The sequence below is a fragment of the Sporosarcina sp. FA9 genome (genome assembly GCF_051550205.1).
In the GTDB taxonomy this organism is placed as follows: domain Bacteria; phylum Bacillota; class Bacilli; order Bacillales_A; family Planococcaceae; genus Sporosarcina.
On record NZ_CP188819.1, the window covers coordinates 3,273,003 to 3,291,384 of the forward strand.

Annotated in this window: 13 protein-coding genes, 7 tRNA genes and 3 rRNA genes; 2 read left to right on the forward strand and 21 right to left on the reverse strand. The window is 42.5% G+C overall.

What is annotated here, in order from left to right; translation table 11 throughout:
• Positions 1 to 243: 243 nt before the first annotated feature.
• Both groL and groES read right to left on the reverse strand, forming a co-directional pair.
• Positions 244 to 1,875, reverse strand: coding sequence for a chaperonin GroEL (groL, locus tag ACP8HH_RS16695; RefSeq protein WP_438313234.1), 1,632 nt, complete (start codon positions 1,873 to 1,875; stop codon positions 244 to 246).
• Between the two features lie 56 nt (positions 1,876 to 1,931).
• Positions 1,932 to 2,216: a co-chaperone GroES gene (groES, locus tag ACP8HH_RS16700; RefSeq protein ID WP_438313235.1), complete on the reverse strand. Its 285-nt coding sequence runs from the start codon at positions 2,214 to 2,216 to the stop codon at positions 1,932 to 1,934.
• Positions 2,217 to 2,449: 233 nt separating this feature from the next.
• On the opposite strand from groES, the gene ACP8HH_RS16705 reads away from it, so the two are divergent.
• A complete protein-coding gene (locus ACP8HH_RS16705; RefSeq protein WP_438313237.1) occupies positions 2,450 to 3,136 on the forward strand; it encodes a CPBP family intramembrane glutamic endopeptidase in 687 nt (228 codons plus the stop codon).
• Between the two features lie 27 nt (positions 3,137 to 3,163).
• Here the strand turns inward: ACP8HH_RS16705 and tatC are convergent, their stop codons facing one another.
• From tatC to ACP8HH_RS16725, 4 genes are all read right to left on the reverse strand, one after another.
• The gene (gene tatC / locus ACP8HH_RS16710) at positions 3,164 to 3,970 is read right to left on the reverse strand and encodes a twin-arginine translocase subunit TatC (RefSeq protein ID WP_438313239.1); all 807 of its coding nucleotides are present in this window, start codon (positions 3,968 to 3,970) and stop codon (positions 3,164 to 3,166) included.
• A gap of 26 nt (positions 3,971 to 3,996) precedes the next feature.
• Positions 3,997 to 4,182, reverse strand: coding sequence for a twin-arginine translocase TatA/TatE family subunit (locus ACP8HH_RS16715; RefSeq protein WP_438313241.1), 186 nt, complete (start codon positions 4,180 to 4,182; stop codon positions 3,997 to 3,999).
• A 96-nt stretch (positions 4,183 to 4,278) separates the two neighbouring features.
• Complete coding sequence (locus tag ACP8HH_RS16720) at positions 4,279 to 4,926, reverse strand: redox-sensing transcriptional repressor Rex (protein WP_438313243.1); 648 nt, start codon at positions 4,924 to 4,926, stop codon at positions 4,279 to 4,281.
• A 163-nt stretch (positions 4,927 to 5,089) separates the two neighbouring features.
• Positions 5,090 to 5,572 (reverse strand): transposase, encoded by a 483-nt coding sequence (locus tag ACP8HH_RS16725; protein ID WP_438313244.1) that lies wholly within the window; start codon positions 5,570 to 5,572, stop codon positions 5,090 to 5,092.
• Between the two features lie 170 nt (positions 5,573 to 5,742).
• On the opposite strand from ACP8HH_RS16725, the gene ACP8HH_RS16730 reads away from it, so the two are divergent.
• Positions 5,743 to 7,674, forward strand: coding sequence for an ABC-F family ATP-binding cassette domain-containing protein (locus tag ACP8HH_RS16730; protein ID WP_438313246.1), 1,932 nt, complete (start codon positions 5,743 to 5,745; stop codon positions 7,672 to 7,674).
• Between the two features lie 379 nt (positions 7,675 to 8,053).
• On the opposite strand, the gene tsaD is transcribed toward ACP8HH_RS16730, so the two are convergent.
• The 15 genes from tsaD to ACP8HH_RS16805 all read right to left on the reverse strand — a co-directional run bounded on the left by tsaD (position 8,054) and on the right by ACP8HH_RS16805 (position 18,373).
• Positions 8,054 to 9,076 carry a tRNA (adenosine(37)-N6)-threonylcarbamoyltransferase complex transferase subunit TsaD gene (gene tsaD, locus ACP8HH_RS16735; protein WP_438313248.1) on the reverse strand — a complete coding sequence of 341 codons (1,023 nt, stop codon included), beginning with the start codon at positions 9,074 to 9,076 and terminating at the stop codon, positions 8,054 to 8,056.
• Entirely contained in the window at positions 9,073 to 9,525 is a 453-nt protein-coding gene (rimI, locus tag ACP8HH_RS16740; protein ID WP_438313250.1) for a ribosomal protein S18-alanine N-acetyltransferase, read from the reverse strand. The genes tsaD and rimI overlap by 4 nt, the downstream gene beginning before the upstream one ends.
• Complete coding sequence (tsaB, locus tag ACP8HH_RS16745) at positions 9,518 to 10,228, reverse strand: tRNA (adenosine(37)-N6)-threonylcarbamoyltransferase complex dimerization subunit type 1 TsaB (protein ID WP_438313252.1); 711 nt, start codon at positions 10,226 to 10,228, stop codon at positions 9,518 to 9,520. Before tsaB ends, rimI begins: the two co-directional genes overlap by 8 nt.
• Positions 10,225 to 10,677, reverse strand: a complete 453-nt coding sequence (gene tsaE, locus ACP8HH_RS16750) for a tRNA (adenosine(37)-N6)-threonylcarbamoyltransferase complex ATPase subunit type 1 TsaE (RefSeq protein WP_438313253.1) — start codon at positions 10,675 to 10,677, stop codon at positions 10,225 to 10,227. Before tsaE ends, tsaB begins: the two co-directional genes overlap by 4 nt.
• Before the next feature lie 422 nt (positions 10,678 to 11,099).
• A tRNA-Asp gene (locus ACP8HH_RS16755) sits at positions 11,100 to 11,175 on the reverse strand.
• Positions 11,176 to 11,218: 43 nt separating this feature from the next.
• Positions 11,219 to 11,334 (reverse strand): 5S ribosomal RNA (gene rrf / locus ACP8HH_RS16760).
• A gap of 125 nt (positions 11,335 to 11,459) precedes the next feature.
• Positions 11,460 to 14,415: ribosomal RNA gene (locus tag ACP8HH_RS16765) — 23S ribosomal RNA — on the reverse strand.
• A gap of 440 nt (positions 14,416 to 14,855) precedes the next feature.
• Positions 14,856 to 16,408 (reverse strand): 16S ribosomal RNA (locus ACP8HH_RS16770).
• Together the 16S, 23S and 5S rRNA genes with 7 tRNA genes alongside form the textbook arrangement of a ribosomal RNA operon.
• Before the next feature lie 464 nt (positions 16,409 to 16,872).
• Positions 16,873 to 16,946 (reverse strand) — tRNA-Gly (locus ACP8HH_RS16775).
• Positions 16,947 to 16,954: 8 nt separating this feature from the next.
• Positions 16,955 to 17,031: transfer RNA gene (locus ACP8HH_RS16780), tRNA-Arg, on the reverse strand.
• 29 nt (positions 17,032 to 17,060) lie between these two features.
• A tRNA-Leu gene (locus ACP8HH_RS16785) sits at positions 17,061 to 17,147 on the reverse strand.
• 66 nt (positions 17,148 to 17,213) lie between these two features.
• Positions 17,214 to 17,289 (reverse strand) — tRNA-Lys (locus tag ACP8HH_RS16790).
• Positions 17,290 to 17,308: 19 nt separating this feature from the next.
• Positions 17,309 to 17,379 (reverse strand) — tRNA-Gln (locus tag ACP8HH_RS16795).
• 280 nt (positions 17,380 to 17,659) lie between these two features.
• Positions 17,660 to 17,731: transfer RNA gene (locus ACP8HH_RS16800), tRNA-Glu, on the reverse strand.
• Between the two features lie 180 nt (positions 17,732 to 17,911).
• Complete coding sequence (locus tag ACP8HH_RS16805) at positions 17,912 to 18,373, reverse strand: SprT family protein (protein WP_438313255.1); 462 nt, start codon at positions 18,371 to 18,373, stop codon at positions 17,912 to 17,914.
• Positions 18,374 to 18,382 lie beyond the last annotated feature (9 nt).

An 18,382-nucleotide genomic window follows, 5' to 3' on the forward strand; every position in this document is an offset into this window, starting at 1 on the left:
ATTGACCCTATTAAAAATCGATATCGAGCTTCCGAATATTCAGGAATCCAATTTCAACTATTTGTCTCAGGAATGATTTTTGTCATAGGAGTTCAAAATCAAAAAAGACCTTTCATAAGTTCAATGAACTTACAAAAAGTCTTCTCAGTTTGTTGTAATTGAGCTGCTTCAAAACCTTAAGGTTAGCATTACACTAATCCCCATCTTACAAACCCTTATACATCAAGGGTTCAAGGTTCTTTCTTACATCATGCCGCCCATTCCGCCCATATCCGGCATTCCGCCGCCCATAGGGTTATCTTGTGGTTTGTTCGCTACTACTGCTTCTGTAGTCAAGAACATAGCCGCAACAGATGCTGCGTTTTGAAGTGCATAGCGTGTAACTTTTGTAGGATCTACAATGCCAGCTTCCATCATATTTACCCAAGTACCTTCTGCTGCGTCGAAGCCAATACCAACTTCTTCACGTTTCAGACGGTCTACAACGATAGATCCTTCAAGACCCGCGTTGTTTGCAATTTGACGAACTGGCTCTTCAAGTGCACGAAGAACAATTTTAACGCCTGTTGCAACGTCGCCTTCTGTTGTTTCAAGAAGTTCTGCAACTTTTTTGTATACGTTCACTAGTGCAGTTCCACCACCAGAAACGATACCTTCTTCAACTGCAGCACGTGTTGAGTTAAGCGCGTCTTCAATACGAAGTTTACGCTCTTTCAATTCCGTTTCTGTAGCTGCTCCAACTTTAATAACTGCAACGCCGCCTGCAAGTTTCGCAAGACGCTCTTGTAGTTTTTCTTTATCGAATTCAGAAGAAGACTCTTCAAGCTGCGTACGAATTTGATTTACACGTCCTGCAATTTTGTCTGAATCTCCAGCGCCTTCAACAATTGTAGTGTTGTCTTTTGTTACAACTACTTTCGCTGCACGGCCAAGTTGAGCAATATCCGTCGACTTAAGATCAAGTCCTAGGTCTTCAGTAATCACTTCTCCGCCTGTAAGTGTTGCGATATCTTCAAGCATTGCTTTACGACGATCACCGAAGCCAGGTGCTTTAACAGCAACTGCATTGAACGTTCCACGAAGCTTGTTTACAACAAGTGTTGCAAGAGCTTCTCCTTCAACGTCTTCAGCAATCATTAATAGTGGCTTACCTTGTTGAACAACTTGCTCAAGCATTGGTAGAATATCCTGGATGCTTGTAATCTTTTTATCTGTAATTAAAATATACGGATTTTCAAGAACAGCTTCCATTTTGTCTGTATCTGTCGCCATATAAGCAGATGCATATCCACGGTCGAATTGCATTCCTTCTACAACGTCAAGTTCAGTTGTGAAACCTTTTGACTCTTCAAGTGTGATTACACCGTCGTTGCCAACGCGTTCCATTGCTTCTGCGATAAGTGCTCCAACTTCTTCGTCTCCAGATGAAATCGCTGCAACTTGTGCAATCGATTCTTTTCCTTCGATTTCTTTGGAAATTTCGCCCAAACCTGCAACCGCAACTGCAACTGCTTTTTCAATTCCTTTACGGATTCCAACTGGGTTCGCACCTGCAGTAACGTTCTTCAAGCCTTCTTGGATCATTGCTTGTGCAAGAACTGTTGCAGTTGTCGTTCCATCTCCTGCAATGTCATTCGTTTTTGAAGCAACTTCAGCAACTAGTTTAGCGCCCATGTTTTCAAATGCATCTTCTAGCTCAATTTCACGTGCAATCGTTACACCATCGTTTGTAATAAGTGGTGAACCGAATGATTTTTCAAGTACTACGTTACGTCCTTTTGGTCCAAGCGTTACTTTAACAGCATCAGCCAATATGTTTACCCCACGTAGCATTGCTCCGCGTGCGTCTTCATTAAATTTAATATCTTTAGCCATTTATAAATTCCCTCCTGATTTTAAAATAAGTTATCATTTAAGCGTTCACTTCTATATTAACCAATAACAGCTAATACGTCAGTTTCACGTAGGATTAAATATTCATTGCCTTCATATTTAACTTCAGTTCCAGAATACTTAGCGAAAATAATACGGTCGCCTTCTTTAACTTCTAATTCAATGCGTTGTCCGTTATCTAATACTCGTCCGGATCCTGCAGCGATTACTTTACCTTCTTGTGGTTTCTCCTGTGCAGAGTCTGGTAATACGATACCGCTTGATGTTTTCTCTACAGCTTCGATTAGTTCAATAACAATACGGTCACCTAATGGTTTCAACAATTGAAACAACCTCCTCAAGATAATATATACATTTTTAGCACTCATCTATCCGGAGTGCTAACACATTCTTAATCATAAAGAATATTCCCTTACATTGCAAGTAAAATACTCTCACACTCTTCTCTTTGCATATCTCCTTAAAAACAGATAAAATTACGTCAGCGTGATACGAAAGGATGGAAACTTTGAAAAACTGGAAAACGTATATATACCTTATAATTACATACCTCCTGATGCATGTAGGAAGTATCTTTCTGAGCAAATATCTATTCGAAAGTTTTCCTTGGGATGCAAGTTTCACCAAAACCGATAAAATTTACAGAGCGAGTGCATGGGCATTATTTAGTACAAATGCTGTAGCCGCGATTGTTTTCTTTTTCATCATTTATCCAAAGAAGAAGTTCTTTCAAGTATTTAAAGGTACAAAAGTTTCAATCGGTAAAGCAATTCTTTGGGGAGGATTCGGATTTCTTCTCGCACTTGCTGGACAGATTATTGCTGGGAGTATTGAAAGTGCATTTGGGGTTAAACCCGGATCCGAAAACACAGCACTTCTTGCCGATATTGCCAAAGTGTCACCGATTATCATTTTCTCAATTGTTCTATTTGCACCGCTTCTTGAAGAACTTATTTTCAGAAGAGTTCTATTCGGTGGACTTTATCAGAAAACGAACTTCATTATCGCTGCCATAATAAGCGCTCTCGTATTTGCCGCAGTGCATGGTGAACTTCAGCATATACTCATATATTCGGCACCCGCACTCGTTTTCTCCTTTATTTATTACAAAACAAAAAGATTACTTGCACCCATTACAGCACATCTACTCATGAATGGATTCGTTACAATTCTTCAGTTGTACCAAGAGAGACTTCTTAAATGGGCAGAACTGAAAACAGCATTTAGTATCTTTATCAATTAAAAAAGATCTTCCTTGTTGGAAGATCTTTTAATTTTCTTCAGTTTGTTGTTTTTGCTCTTGTTCCTCAATTTTACGCTGTTGCTCTGACTTTAAGAACTTACGATATCCAAAGCGCGATATAAAAATACTGATTTCATACAACATGAACAGTGGAACTGTAACGAATAAATGGGAAATAATATCCGGTGGTGTAATGAAAGCCGCAATTACAAAAAGAACAAAATATGCGTATTTACGAATTTTAACGAGTGTTGTCGGATTCAGTACTCCGAGCCTTGTCAAAAACAGCATGACGACCGGCAATTGAAACACAATACCAAAGGGGATCATTATTTGAAATAAAAATGTGAAATAATCATTAATACCAATGGTCATTGTAATGCCAAGTTCCCCGGATAAGTTCACCATAAACTTCATAACATACGGCAACAATACAAAATAAGAAAATGCAATGCCCGCAACAAAAAGAAGAAATGTAAACGGAATGTAATTCCTCGTTGCACGTCGCTCAAGTTCATGTAATCCCGGTGAAACAAACGACCACAATTGGTACATAATAACCGGCGAAATAAGAACAACAGATATAAATATGATTACTTTCAAATAAATCATAATCGGATCCAGTATCGCAAATGAATGCAATGGGTTGTCCCCAACTTGACCAAGTACCGTCTGTTGAATTTCATTCGCATATTGAAGTTGTAAGAACTTAATAACTGGTTTTGCAATAAAGAAACTTCCAAGGACAGCAATAGCAAAGAAAACGACGATAACCATCAGCCGTTTTCTGATTTCATCTATATGTTCAATTACAGTTAAATTTTTCTCTTCCATTGGGACAGACATCCTTACTGACATCCTTACTTCAGTTCTTCTTTTGGTTCTTCTATCTTCTTAATATCATCATCTTCAACAAGACCTTTTGTTGCATTTTTAAATTCCCGCAGAGAAGAACCGAATGCCTTCCCGATTTCAGGGAGTTTCTTCGGACCGAACACGAGCAATGCGATAATACCGATAATTATCCAACTAACTGGACCTGGCATCTCGGACACCTCCTTAATTGACGAAGAACTAAATTCCATTCTTCTTAGTACTTTCTATTTTACATGAAAAAAGCTCATATTGCTACAAACACGGTACTACATATGTGACTCTTTAACGTCATTTTTAATGAAATAAATAAGTGTTTGCAACTCTACAGACAAGTCAATTGTATGTACACGAACGGTTTCGGGTACTGCAAGACGTACAGGTGTGAAATTTAAGATACCTTTAATTCCTATTTCGACAACTTTATCTGTTACTTCCTGGGCTACTTTTGCCGGAACAGCAAGTAAAACGAGTTCAATTTTAAACTCATGCATTTTCTCCTTTAGCATACTGGATGGAAAAACTGGTATTCCACTAATTATTTCCCCTTCATCTGGTGCCTCTGGATCGAATGCAAGAACGATTTTAGTATTATGATTCTTATGAAAGTTATACTTTAGAAATGCGTTACCTAAATTACCTACACCAATAAGTGCAACATCTGTTTTTTCATCTGTATCAAGTGTTAGCCTGAAAAAGTTAACTAAGTACTGAACATCATATCCATAGCCTTTTCTACCAAGTGCTCCAAAATGTGAAAAGTCTCTTCTAATCGTTGCCGCATCTATTTTCATCAATTCACTTAACTCACTTGAAGACACTCTGTTTTTCCCTGCATTTGCAAGATTTTGTAGAAATCTATAGTAGAGCGGCAATCGTTTTGAAGTGGCTTGCGGAATCTTTATCTCCTCAATCATCTTTGTCCTGCTACTAAAAACATAGAAAAACGTCGTTGTTTTTCTACGCTAGACAATTTCCTGCTTCTCTGTACCCCGTCTCGTCAATTGCACACTACTACGGTTGGTTTAGCACTCCACAGGCGTAAATTCGGATGTAGCCCACCCTACATATACGGTTTCGTTAGGTGATCACCGTATATTCTTTTCGGATGTTCGCTAGCCTAGCGTGCAATTTCTGAACAACTACAAGTTGTTTCTGCCTGTTTTTAGCGCAGAATTCACCTCTCTTCCGATTCTTATTGTGCTCATAACTTCGACTCAGTTTCCGCTGTTGTCGCTTTAATTGTTTTTCTAGCTTAACCACTCGTTGCGTTTTGTTAATATTTCCAAACGCCACATGATGACTGCAGGAAGCGAATGTAGAAATACCTAGATCAATTCCAATTCCACCATGTTCGGGAACATAGACTTTGTGCACCTCTTCGACTCCACATAAAACAGAGACAAAATACCGACCGGCTTTTTGTGATATCGTACAGTTTATGACGGTTGCGCCCGTTGGTTGATAGCCAAATAATTTATTGGCATTATCCCAGTTTTGTAACGTTTTTACCGTTACATTCAACATAGCTGCAAATTCATTCGGTTTATAAATGGTTTTCATATGTACTATTATACTACCTAGTTATACAATATCACACTTTTTAGATAACAGTTTTATACTCCTGGCTGTACTTTAAGGCCTTCATCATACAGTGAAAACTAGAGAATGTAAAGGTCTGTCATTGCGTACAACACACCGTTCTATTACACTAATAATAAGAGGTGTTCAATGTGATTGTATTACAAGTAAATGGACTAACAAAATCATTTTCAGGAACAGATATATTAAGTAATGTACAATTAGAAGTTCAACATCGTGACCGTGTTGCTCTTGTTGGACGTAATGGCGCTGGGAAATCTACACTCTTAAAAATAATTGCTGGTGAAATGTCAGCAGATTCAGGCGATCTTATTATTCCAAAAGATGTACGTATTGGTTACCTCGAACAGCATTCCGGGATTGACTCCACATTAACAATTTGGGAAGAAATGATGACTGTTTTTGAGCACTTGCATGATATGGAGAAAAGACTTCGTTTATTAGAAGTTCAGATGGCTGATCCGGCAATTTATGGATCTACAGAAGAATTTGAACGTGTTACAAAAGAATACGACAACCTGCAAACGGATTTTAAAGACAGCGGTGGTTATCAGTATGAATCGGATACCCGCTCAATTCTACACGGAATGCGGTTCTATCCGAGTGATTACGACAAGGAAGTAAACCTTCTATCTGGAGGACAAAAAACGAGGCTAGCACTCGCTAAAATGCTTCTGAGCAAACCTGACTTATTAATTCTCGATGAACCTACAAACCATCTGGATATAGAAACGCTTGGTTGGTTGGAAAAATATTTAGTTGGTTATGAAGGGGCACTCCTTGTTGTTTCCCATGACAGATATTTTCTCGACCAAATTGTAACACTCGTTTATGAGGTGTCTAGAAGAAAAGTTACGAAATACACAGGTAACTACAGTAACTATCTAGATGAAAAAGCAAAAAACTATGAACGCGATCAAAAGCTCTATGAGAGAGAAACAACTGAACGTGCTCGACTTGAAGACTTTGTCCAGAAAAATATTGCACGTGCATCCACTTCCAAAATGGCCCAAAGTCGACGTAAAATAATTGACCGCACCGAGTGGATGGAATCTCCAGATGGTGAAGAAAAGTCAGCCAAATTCACATTTTCAATTGATCGCCCAAGTGGTAACGATGTACTCGCATTCGATGATTTGGCAATTGGATACGATGGGGTTCCCGTATCGGAAGGGCTCGATTTGCGTGTTTATAAAGGGGATCGCATTGCGATTATTGGTCCTAACGGTGTTGGGAAATCGACACTACTCAAAACAATCATTAAAAAGCACGATACACTTGCCGGCACGATTCGCTACGGCACAAATGTACAATTCGGATATTACGACCAGGAACAGGCCACTCTAATTGGAACAAGCAGCGTATTACAAGAGTTATGGAACGACTGGCCTATGATGAATGAAAAAGATGTGCGCGGTATATTGGGACGTTTCCTATTTACTGGAGATGACGTAAGCAAACCCGTCACCTCATTATCTGGTGGAGAAAAAGCTCGCTTGTCGCTTGCAAAACTAATGTTGAAAAAATCCAATACACTATTACTCGATGAGCCTACAAACCATCTGGATTTGGATAGCAAAGAGGTACTTGAGAATGCATTAGATGGTTTTCCTGGAACAATCATTTTCGTCTCCCATGATCGCTATTTCATCAATCGAATTGCAACAAAAGTGATTGATATCAATTCAACAGAAGCTGTCGAATACTTAGGAGATTACGACTACTTTTTAGAAAAGAAACTTGAAAAAGCCGAACTTCTTGCCGAAAGTCTTTCTACAGCTACAATCAAAACTACTGGAAATGTAAAAGTAGTAGTCGATGATGACAAAGAAAAGAAACGTCAAGAACGCAGACTTTCAAGAGCCATCGCCGAACTCGAAACTGAAATTGCAGTACTTGATGAAGAAATTGTAGAATTCCAAGCAGAACTTGAGAATACAGCACATTCAGATGATCATATTAAGTTAATGGAAATTCAAGCATTAATTGATTCAGCTCAAAATGACCACGACTTAAAAGCAGAGGATTGGCTTACATTACAAGATGAACTCGAAAGTCTTTAATTCAAATAAAGAAAGCCCCATTCAAAATCGTACATTTTGAATGGGGCTTTCAAATTGTAATTCACTTAAAGAGCTAACAATTGTTTCAAGTCACAAATATTTTTCCCACACAGTTACTAACAGTTCCAGAGCTTATAAATCAACTATAAACAGACTTATGCACATTATCCACAAAAACTCATTTAGTTATACACAAAGTTATCCTTCCATCACCATTAATAAATCAACAAACCAATATGTTGTGCACATGTTATGCACAAAGTGTGCATAAGTACGGATGTTCCCTCTTGACAAACAATTTATCTGCAATCTTTCCACAGGGATCTAAAATTAAAAATGCGAAGACTGTTAGTAAAAAACAGTCTTCGCATTTTTATAATCATTTATTCCAAGACACAAGTTCCATCCCTGGTTTCCCATTCATCGCAAGCGTTCCTCGAACTCCTGCATCAAACATGGATGTCCCAGCCGCTGCAATCATCGCTGCATTGTCTGTGCATAAAGAAATTGGTGGAACATTAAAAGGGATGTCCAATTTTTTAAATTCTTTTTCAAGTGAATTTCTTAATCCGTTGTTCGCCGCGACTCCGCCGGCCGCTATAACTTGCTTTACAGCAAATTCTTTTGCTGCTCGTACCGACTTCGTTGTTAACACATCTATTATGCTCGATTGAAATCCTGATGCAACATGTTCTGGATTTACCTTTTCACCACGTTGCTCAAGATTATGTTTGTAATTAATGACCGATGATTTCAGCCCACTAAAACTAAAATCATACGAATCTTTTTCAAGCCAAGCCCGCGGAAACTCAATTTCACCATCACTTGAAGCTGCTAACTTATCAATACCTGGACCACCTGGATAAGGCAGACCAAGTACTCGGGCTACTTTGTCGTAGGCCTCTCCAGCTGCATCGTCACGGGTCTCCCCAATTAGGTTAAACGATCCATGCTCATCCATTAGTATAAGCTCTGTATGACCTCCTGAAACGATGAGTGCTAGTAAAGGAAACTCCATCCTCCCCATTAATTGGTTGGCATAAATATGACCAGCAATATGATGGACACCAATAATGGGTAAGCCGTTAGCAAAAGCAAAAGCCTTTGCGGCATTAATGCCAATCAAAAGTGCACCAACGAGTCCAGGTCCTTCAGTAACCGCAACCGCATCAAGATCTTTGGGTTGTAATCCTGCTTCGGTAAGAGCCTCATCTATCACAATCGTAATTTGCTCCACATGATGCCTAGAAGCAACTTCAGGAACTACACCGCCAAATCTTTTTTGGCTTGTAATTTGCGATGCAACAATATTCGAGATAATTTCTGTTCCATTTTTAACAATCGAGGCTGCAGTTTCATCACAACTGGTTTCTATTCCTAAAATATAAGTATCTTTTTTCATATTAGCTCCACCCACATGACGAGCGCATCTTCATGGTCGTCAGAATAATAGTTTTTTCGAATACCACCATCTTGAAATCCAAGCTTTCTATATAAATTTTGTGCCGTACTGTTGGTCAAACGCACTTCCAACGTCATTGTACGAACAGCCAATTCTTTACAAAAGTCAATGGACTCCCTCATAAGTCCTTCACCAATTCCGTTGCCCCTCATATGTTCACGAACCGCAACATTCGTAATATGACATTCATCAAGGACAATCCACATTCCCATATGTCCAATAACCTCATTATCTACTTCGGCTACGACATAATAAGCATACTCATTCCCGTTCATTTCATGCTCAAATATTTCCTTTGTCCAAGGAGTAGGAAAAGCTTCCTCCTCAATTCCAACAACAGCCGGTATATCACCCGCTACCATTTCTCTATAAAGAATATTATCAATCATGGCTTTGACCCTTTCCCTGTTCTTTCAACCAATTTGCTTCTGCTTCAGGTATACGACGATATTCTGGAACAAAACTATGCACATCTTCCGACTCACTTGCTTGCTCCGCGATGTGAATGAGTGATGAAGCGCGTGGTAAATTAGTATAAAATGGAGCAATAACAGCTCTGTCCCCAAATGTTTCAACTAAATTTTCTTCGTGCATTGCTGTATCTTTCCCCACAAATAAAATAGGTTCCTCAAATTCAATAAGAAGATTCTTTAAATGTTCAATACTATAATGACCATCCTCAATAATTGTTTCTAATTTACCATCTGTATATTTATAAACTCCAGAATACACATTATTTCTACGTGCATCCACAATTGGACAAATTAAACCGTTGAAAAAGACTCCGTTTGCAGCAAGTACTTTTAAGCTTGAAACTCCAAATACCGGTTTTTTAAGTGTCCAAGCAAGTGTTTTCGCGATAGTTACTCCAATTCGAACGCCAGTATAAGATCCTGGACCTTCAGAAACAGCAATTGCATCAATCTCAGAAGGTTTCATTCCTACTTTATTAAATACTTCCTCAATTGCAGGCATCGCTCGCAGCGAATGATTATTAGTTATTGATGTATTCTCCTCAGATAACAGAACACCATCTTTAACTATAGCTACAGATAGTGGTGTATTAGCGGTATCTATGCCAAGCCAAATCATAAGAAAACCTCCTCACAAATTGTTTCATATCTTTTGCCAATTGGAATAAACGTAATAATCCTACCTGTTTCGCTTGACTGTTCAATTCGGATTTCCAATCGCTCTTCCGGCAACTCATCCTTTATTAAATGAGCCCACTCGATGACGGATATTGCGTCGCCATAAAACAGTTCGTCCCAACCAAGATCCTCTTCACTATCCGCCAGTCGATATACATCCAGATGGTTCAATGGATAGTTTCCATTATATTGTTTTACAATCGTATATGTCGGACTACTTACGATTCGTTTAACACCAAGCCCTTTTGCAAGTGCCTGTGTAAATGTCGTTTTTCCCGCACCAAGATTCCCTTCAAGAGTAATGACATCTGGCGGAGTAAGCAAAGTAGCAAGCTTAGTAGCAATTGCCTGTGTTTCAGCCAGTGAAAAAATTTCAAATTTCTTTACCATTTTAATTTCCCTTCCGTAGAGGAGTTCTATATACAACTTCTCTCTATTCTGCTATATTTTCATAACGAAATCCAGAATTATAATCGTAATACTGTTTATTAAATAAACTTATGTAGAACTGTGCAAGGATTTGCTTGTGCAGCAACGGTTTTAAAGATGTCCTCGCTATCGAGAGATGTCCCCTCATTTCACGAGGATGTACCCGCAATCTCGCATTATCTCCCCCGAAATCCTGCTTATGTCCTCCCAATCTCCAAAGATGTCCCCTGAATTGATTTTAGACCACTCAAAGTCGGTTGCATACTCCAATTAGCTCGTTATATACATTATTTCCATTGCAAATTTATGTAATCTATTTATTTATAACAAAAAAACCGACTCTGGAATAAATCCCAAGAATCGGTTATGAATTTTAAATTAAATGGCGGTCCCGACGGGAATCGAACCCGCGATCTCCTGCGTGACAGGCAGGCATGTTAACCGCTACACCACGGGACCAAAATATGTATTTGACATATGAAGTGTCAATAAAAAATTAAGAGACTGGCAACGTCCTACTCTTGCAGGGGGGAACCCCCAACTACCATCGGCGCTGAAGAGCTTAACTACCGTGTTCGAGATGGGAACGGGTGTGACCTCTTCGCTATTGCCACCAGACTCTTTTGAGTTTTTTCAGAAAAATAATCTTCTTCATTCACTCAAAACTGGATAAAACGGACATTTTTTTGGAAGAATGGTTAGATTCTTCCGACGAATCGAGGTCAATCATACCTCTTTATTATTTGGTTAAGTCCTCGATCAATTAGTATCCGTCAGCTACACACGTCGCCGCGCTTACACCCCGGACCTATCAACCTCATCTTCTTTGAGGGATCTTACTTACTTGCGTAATGGGAAATCTCATCTCGAAGGGGGCTTCATGCTTAGATGCTTTCAGCATTTATCCCGTCCATACGTAGCTACCCAGCGATGCCTTTGGCAAGACAACTGGTACACCAGCGGTATGTCCATCCCGGTCCTCTCGTACTAAGGACAGCTCTTCTCAAATTTCCTGCGCCCGCGACGGATAGGGACCGAACTGTCTCACGACGTTCTGAACCCAGCTCGCGTACCGCTTTAATGGGCGAACAGCCCAACCCTTGGGACCGACTACAGCCCCAGGATGCGATGAGCCGACATCGAGGTGCCAAACCTCCCCGTCGATGTGGACTCTTGGGGGAGATAAGCCTGTTATCCCCGGGGTAGCTTTTATCCGTTGAGCGATGGCCCTTCCATGCGGAACCACCGGATCACTAAGCCCGTCTTTCGACCCTGCTCGACTTGTAGGTCTCGCAGTCAAGCTCCCTTATGCCTTTGCACTCTACGAATGATGTCCAACCATTCTGAGGGAACCTTTGGGCGCCTCCGTTACTCTTTAGGAGGCGACCGCCCCAGTCAAACTGCCCACCTGACACTGTCTCCTGCCCCGATAAGGGGCATGGGTTAGAAGTCCAATACAACCAGGGTAGTATCCCACCAACGCCTCCTCCGAAGCTAGCGCTCCGGAATCTAAGGCTCCTACCTATCCTGTACAGGTTGCATCGGAATTCAATATCAAGCTACAGTAAAGCTCCACGGGGTCTTTCCGTCCTGTCGCGGGTAACCTGCATCTTCACAGGTACTATAATTTCACCGAGTCTCTCGTTGAGACAGTGCCCAGATCGTTACGCCTTTCGTGCGGGTCGGAACTTACCCGACAAGGAATTTCGCTACCTTAGGACCGTTATAGTTACGGCCGCCGTTTACTGGGGCTTCAATTCGAAGCTTCGCTTGCGCTAACCTCTCCTCTTAACCTTCCAGCACCGGGCAGGCGTCAGCCCCTATACTTCACCTTGCGGTTTTGCAGAGACCTGTGTTTTTGCTAAACAGTCGCCTGGGCCTATTCACTGCGGCTCTCTCGGGCTTTAACACCCTACCAGAGCACCCCTTCTCCCGAAGTTACGGGGTCATTTTGCCGAGTTCCTTAACGAGAGTTCTCTCGATCACCTTAGGATTCTCTCCTCGCCTACCTGTGTCGGTTTGCGGTACAGGCACCTCCCGCCTCGCTAGAGGCTTTTCTTGGCAGCGTGAAATCAGGGACTCCAGGGAATACTCCCCTTGCCATCACAGCTCAATGTTATAGAAATGGGATTTGCCTCATTTCACACCTCACTGCTTAGACGCACATAACCAACAGTGCGCTCACCCTATCCTACTGCGTCACCCCATTGCTCAAACGGCGGGGAGGTGGTACAGGAATATCAACCTGTTGTCCATCGTCTACGCCTTTCGGCCTCAACTTAGGTCCTGACTAACCCTGAGCGGACGAGCCTTCCTCAGGAAACCTTGGGCATTCGGTGGAAGGGATTCTCACCCTTCTTTCGCTACTCATACCGGCATTCTCACTTCCAAGCGCTCCACTAGTCCTTACGATCTAGCTTCGACGCCCTTGGAACGCTCTCCTACCACTGACACATACGTGTCAATCCACAGTTTCGGTGATCTGTTTAGCCCCGGTACATTTTCGGCGCAGCGCCACTCGACCAGTGAGCTATTACGCACTCTTTAAATGATGGCTGCTTCTGAGCCAACATCCTGGTTGTCTGGGCAACGCCACATCCTTTTCCACTTAACAGATACTTGGGGACCTTAACTGGTGGTCTGGGCTGTTTCCCTCTCGACTACGGATCTTATCACCCGCAGTCTGACTCCCAAACATAAATCTTCGGCATTCGGAGTTTGTCTGAATTCGGTAACCCGGGATGGGCCCCTAGTCCAAACAGTGCTCTACCTCCGAGATTCTATCGTTTGAGGCTAGCCCTAAAGCTATTTCGGAGAGAACCAGCTATCTCCAGGTTCGATTGGAATTTCACCGCTACCCACACCTCATCCCCGCATTTTTCAACATACGTGGGTTCGGGCCTCCAGTAAGTGTTACCTTACCTTCACCCTGGACATGGGTAGATCACCTGGTTTCGGGTCTACGACCCCATACTTATTCGCCCTATTCAGACTCGCTTTCGCTGCGGCTCCGCATTCTCTGCTTAACCTTGCATGGAATCAGTAACTCGCCGGTTCATTCTACAAAAGGCACGCCATCACCCAGCGTATTTCCCCGAAGGAAAATACGCACCGGGCTCTGACTACTTGTAGGCACATGGTTTCAGGATCTATTTCACTCCCCTTCCGGGGTGCTTTTCACCTTTCCCTCACGGTACTGGTTCACTATCGGTCACTAGGGAGTATTTAGCCTTGGGAGATGGTCCTCCCGGATTCCGACGGAATTTCACGTGTTCCGCCGTACTCAGGATACACTCTGGAGAGAATGAACTTTCGACTACGGGGCTTTTACCCTTTATTGCGGACCTTTCCAGATCGCTTCGTCTAATTCATTCCTTTGTAACTCCGTATAGAGTGTCCTACAACCCCAGGAAGCAAGCTTCCTGGTTTGGGCTCTTCCCGTTTCGCTCGCCGCTACTCAGGGAATCGAATTTCTTTCTCTTCCTCCGGATACTTAGATGTTTCAGTTCTCCGGGTGTGCCTCGTTTACGCTATGTATTCACGTAAACGTACTACCCTATTAAAGGTAGTGGGTTTCCCCATTCGGAAATCTCCGGATCAAAGCTTACTTACAGCTCCCCGGAGCATATCGGTGTTAGTGCCGTCCTTCTTAGGCTCCTAGTGCCAAGGCATCCGCCATGCGCCCTTTCTAACTTAACCACTCGGGTTTCAATACACGACGCAAAAGCGTTGTTTCTCGAAAGTTCCGATTAGCGAATCGTTCATTGCAGCGATGCAAATCCGGATTCTTAAAAAGGTACTGTACATTATTTGCATAATATACATGATTGATTCTTGATTGTTTTTATTAATGTCGTTTTATCCAGTTTTCAATGAACAAGTTTTGAAGTTTCTTTAACACCATATGTTATTCAAGCTAAAAACTACTTGGAAACCTATTAATGGGCTAAAAAAATAGACCCAATGGATACAATTTAAGCGGTAAACGCTAAAATTGTTTAATGAGCCTTCAAAACTGAACGCAAAACGTCGTTAGCGAAGAATATTTATATTCTCCATTTTATAGATCAGAGATCTATATTCCGAATGTCTAGACTTCACATACCAGAGTATGATCTGCTCGTAGACAAATTCCTTAGAAAGGAGGTGATCCAGCCGCACCTTCCGATACGGCTACCTTGTTACGACTTCACCCCAATCATCTGTCCCACCTTCGGCGGCTGGCTCCCACAAGGGGTTACCTCACCGACTTCGGGTGTTACAAACTCTCGTGGTGTGACGGGCGGTGTGTACAAGACCCGGGAACGTATTCACCGTGGCATGCTGATCCACGATTACTAGCGATTCCGGCTTCATGCAGGCGAGTTGCAGCCTGCAATCCGAACTGGGAACGGTTTTATCGGATTGGCTCCCCCTCGCGGGTTGGCAACCGTCTGTACCGTCCATTGTAGCACGTGTGTAGCCCAGGTCATAAGGGGCATGATGATTTGACGTCATCCCCACCTTCCTCCGATTTATCACCGGCAGTCACCTTAGAGTGCCCAACTGAATGGTGGCAACTAAGATCAAGGGTTGCGCTCGTTACGGGACTTAACCCAACATCTCACGACACGAGCTGACGACAACCATGCACCACCTGTCACCGCTGTCCCCGAAGGGAAAAGTGTATCTCTACACCGGTCAGCGGGATGTCAAGACCTGGTAAGGTTCTTCGCGTTGCTTCGAATTAAACCACATGCTCCACCGCTTGTGCGGGTCCCCGTCAATTCCTTTGAGTTTCAGCCTTGCGGCCGTACTCCCCAGGCGGAGTGCTTAATGCGTTAGCTGCAGCACTAAGGGGCGGAAACCCCCTAACACTTAGCACTCATCGTTTACGGCGTGGACTACCAGGGTATCTAATCCTGTTTGCTCCCCACGCTTTCGCGCCTCAGCGTCAGTTACAGACCAGAAAGCCGCCTTCGCCACTGGTGTTCCTCCACATCTCTACGCATTTCACCGCTACACGTGGAATTCCGCTTTCCTCTTCTGTACTCAAGTCCTTCAGTTTCCAATGACCTTCCACGGTTGAGCCGTGGGCTTTCACATCAGACTTAAAAGACCGCCTGCGCGCGCTTTACGCCCAATAATTCCGGACAACGCTTGCCACCTACGTATTACCGCGGCTGCTGGCACGTAGTTAGCCGTGGCTTTCTAATGAGGTACCGTCAAGGTACGGGCAGTTACTCCCGTACTTGTTCTTCCCTCACAACAGAGCTTTACGATCCGAAAACCTTCTTCACTCACGCGGCATTGCTCCATCAGACTTTCGTCCATTGTGGAAGATTCCCTACTGCTGCCTCCCGTAGGAGTCTGGGCCGTGTCTCAGTCCCAGTGTGGCCGATCACCCTCTCAGGTCGGCTACGCATCGTCGCCTTGGTAAGCCGTTACCTTACCAACTAGCTAATGCGCCGCGGGCCCATCCTGCAGTGACAGCCGAAACCGTCTTTCAGAGTACTCTCATGCGAGAGTGCTGATTATTCGGTATTAGCCCCGGTTTCCCGGAGTTATCCCCATCTGCAGGGCAGGTTGCCCACGTGTTACTCACCCATCCGCCGCTAATCTAAAGGAGCAAGCTCCAATAGATTCGCTCGACTTGCATGTATTAGGCATGCCGCCAGCGTTCGTCCTGAGCCAGGATCAAACTCTCCATAATACTGGCTAGTCGATTCGCAGCACATTGCGTTGTCAGCTTCGCTCGATCAGTCGGTCATGTACCCAAAAGTACATTCCCTTCTTCTCTCGCTCGCTTCCTAGCACTGCACTACGTCTCGACCGCCAGTGAATACAGAAACTTGAATAGCTCTAGTTTCTATGCTGGCATTAAAGAAGAATGTTACCAATCTTCAATGATGTCATGTCGAAGGATTGAAATTCAATCCTCCTGGTTGTTTCTGTTCTGCTGACGGAAATCAGCTTACTTGGAAACGTTTATACTCTGTACACCGAAGTGTATCGAGTTTAAAGATTCTATCGACGTTTTGCTGTTCAGTTTTCAAGGTTCATTTCTTAATTCGTTTTGTCGTTGCCGTAACAGCAACTCCATTAATATAACATCCTGTTTAGTAGAAGTCAACTCTTATTTTAAAATTCTTTTCCGACTTACAAGTTTGAAAAATATGGAGCGGGTGAAGGGAATCGAACCCTCATTATCAGCTTGGAAGGCTGAAGTTTTGCCATTAAACTACACCCGCATAAATATTGGCGCGCCCGGCAGAAGTCGAATCCACAACCTTCTGATCCGTAGTCAGACGCTCTATCCAATTGAGCTACGGGCGCTCTATAGTGTTACAAACGGAATATCTATTTGGTGCGGTAAAGAGGATTTGAACCTCCACGGGGTTAACCCCCACTAGGCCCTCAACCTAGCGCGTCTGCCGTTCCGCCACTACCGCATTGCTTTAAGCGACATCCTTCAGTATACACGACTGTACTTATTTGTCAACGTGTTTCTGAAAAAGTGGTGAGCCATGCAGGATTCGAACCTGCGACCCTCTGATTAAAAGTCAGATGCTCTACCAACTGAGCTAATGGCTCGATATATTATAAAATTAAGCTGGGGTAGCTGGATTCGAACCAACGATGACGGAGTCAAAGTCCGATGCCTTACCGCTTGGCTATACCCCAAAGTATGAATAACCCAATTGGTTTGGCTAAATCGCCTTAATAAATTGGTTAATATTTTGAAACTACTCATTAATGACTACTCGCTAAAGATGTTTTCAACACAAGTGCCTGTTGAAAAATCTCCTTAAGTTTTTGAGCATGCTTTGGATAAAATATTGAAACTTCGTTTTAAAGATTATTTCAACACAAGTACCTGTTGAAAAATCTCCTTAAGTTTTTGAGCATGCTGTGCATGCTTTGGATAAAATATTGAAACGAAGTGCGTTTCAATATTTTTAAATGACCCGTACGGGATTCGAACCCGTGATACCGCCGTGAAAGGGCGGTGTCTTAACCGCTTGACCAACGGGCCACAGAAAGATGAATTAATCGTATGTAAAAACAAATGCGAAACTGTTTTCTCGTTTGTTTTAATCGACCTTTCTTATTATAGAGAGAAGTATACCATTCGTCAACCCTTATTATTATTCTTTTTTCAAGACTCTCGTAAACGTTGTTGCAATCGGTTTTATCGAATCAACATTTCTACTTATTACTTACCATCAGGACAGTACATAATCTTACCGGCACATTTTCCACACTTATACTTCCGTACATCCATTCTTCTTTTCCTATTATACTTTTGCTCACATGAAATGCATTGATATATGTGGGTCACTTTTAATTTCTCATTCCCTGTCGAAAGGGGTTGGCAAAACCTTGGTGAGGATGTTTGTTTCAGCAGTTTTCTAAAGTCCGCATCTCGGTGACGATATCCTCTTCCTTCTATATGAAGATGATAATGACATAGCTCGTGTTTAATTACGCCGATGAGTTCTTCAATACCATGAACTTTAAGTATTAATGGATTGATTTCGATGGAATGATCGACAAGCATATACCGTCCTCCCGTTGTTCGAAGTCTTCCGTTAAACCGCGCTTCATGGATGAAAGGTTTATTAAAAACATCGATTGAGGTTTTCTCGATAAGCATCTGTAGTTCATTGTCGATCATTGCCACCTC

Excerpts from the sequence above, each read along its gene's own strand:
- groL (WP_438313234.1), bottom strand. The coding sequence starts at position 1,875 with ATGGCTAAAGATATTAAATTTAATGAAGACGCACGCGGAGCAATGCTA.
- ACP8HH_RS16705 (WP_438313237.1), top strand. The coding sequence starts at position 2,450 with ATGCATGTAGGAAGTATCTTTCTGAGCAAATATCTATTCGAAAGTTTT.
- tatC (WP_438313239.1), bottom strand. The coding sequence starts at position 3,970 with ATGGAAGAGAAAAATTTAACTGTAATTGAACATATAGATGAAATCAGA.
- ACP8HH_RS16715 (WP_438313241.1), bottom strand. The coding sequence starts at position 4,182 with ATGCCAGGTCCAGTTAGTTGGATAATTATCGGTATTATCGCATTGCTC.
- ACP8HH_RS16720 (WP_438313243.1), bottom strand. The coding sequence starts at position 4,926 with ATGATTGAGGAGATAAAGATTCCGCAAGCCACTTCAAAACGATTGCCG.
- ACP8HH_RS16725 (WP_438313244.1), bottom strand. The coding sequence starts at position 5,572 with ATGAAAACCATTTATAAACCGAATGAATTTGCAGCTATGTTGAATGTA.
- tsaD (WP_438313248.1), bottom strand. The coding sequence starts at position 9,076 with ATGAAAAAAGATACTTATATTTTAGGAATAGAAACCAGTTGTGATGAA.
- rimI (WP_438313250.1), bottom strand. The coding sequence starts at position 9,525 with ATGATTGATAATATTCTTTATAGAGAAATGGTAGCGGGTGATATACCG.
- tsaB (WP_438313252.1), bottom strand. The coding sequence starts at position 10,228 with ATGATTTGGCTTGGCATAGATACCGCTAATACACCACTATCTGTAGCT.
- tsaE (WP_438313253.1), bottom strand. The coding sequence starts at position 10,677 with ATGGTAAAGAAATTTGAAATTTTTTCACTGGCTGAAACACAGGCAATT.
- ACP8HH_RS16805 (WP_438313255.1), bottom strand. The coding sequence starts at position 18,373 with ATGATCGACAATGAACTACAGATGCTTATCGAGAAAACCTCAATCGAT.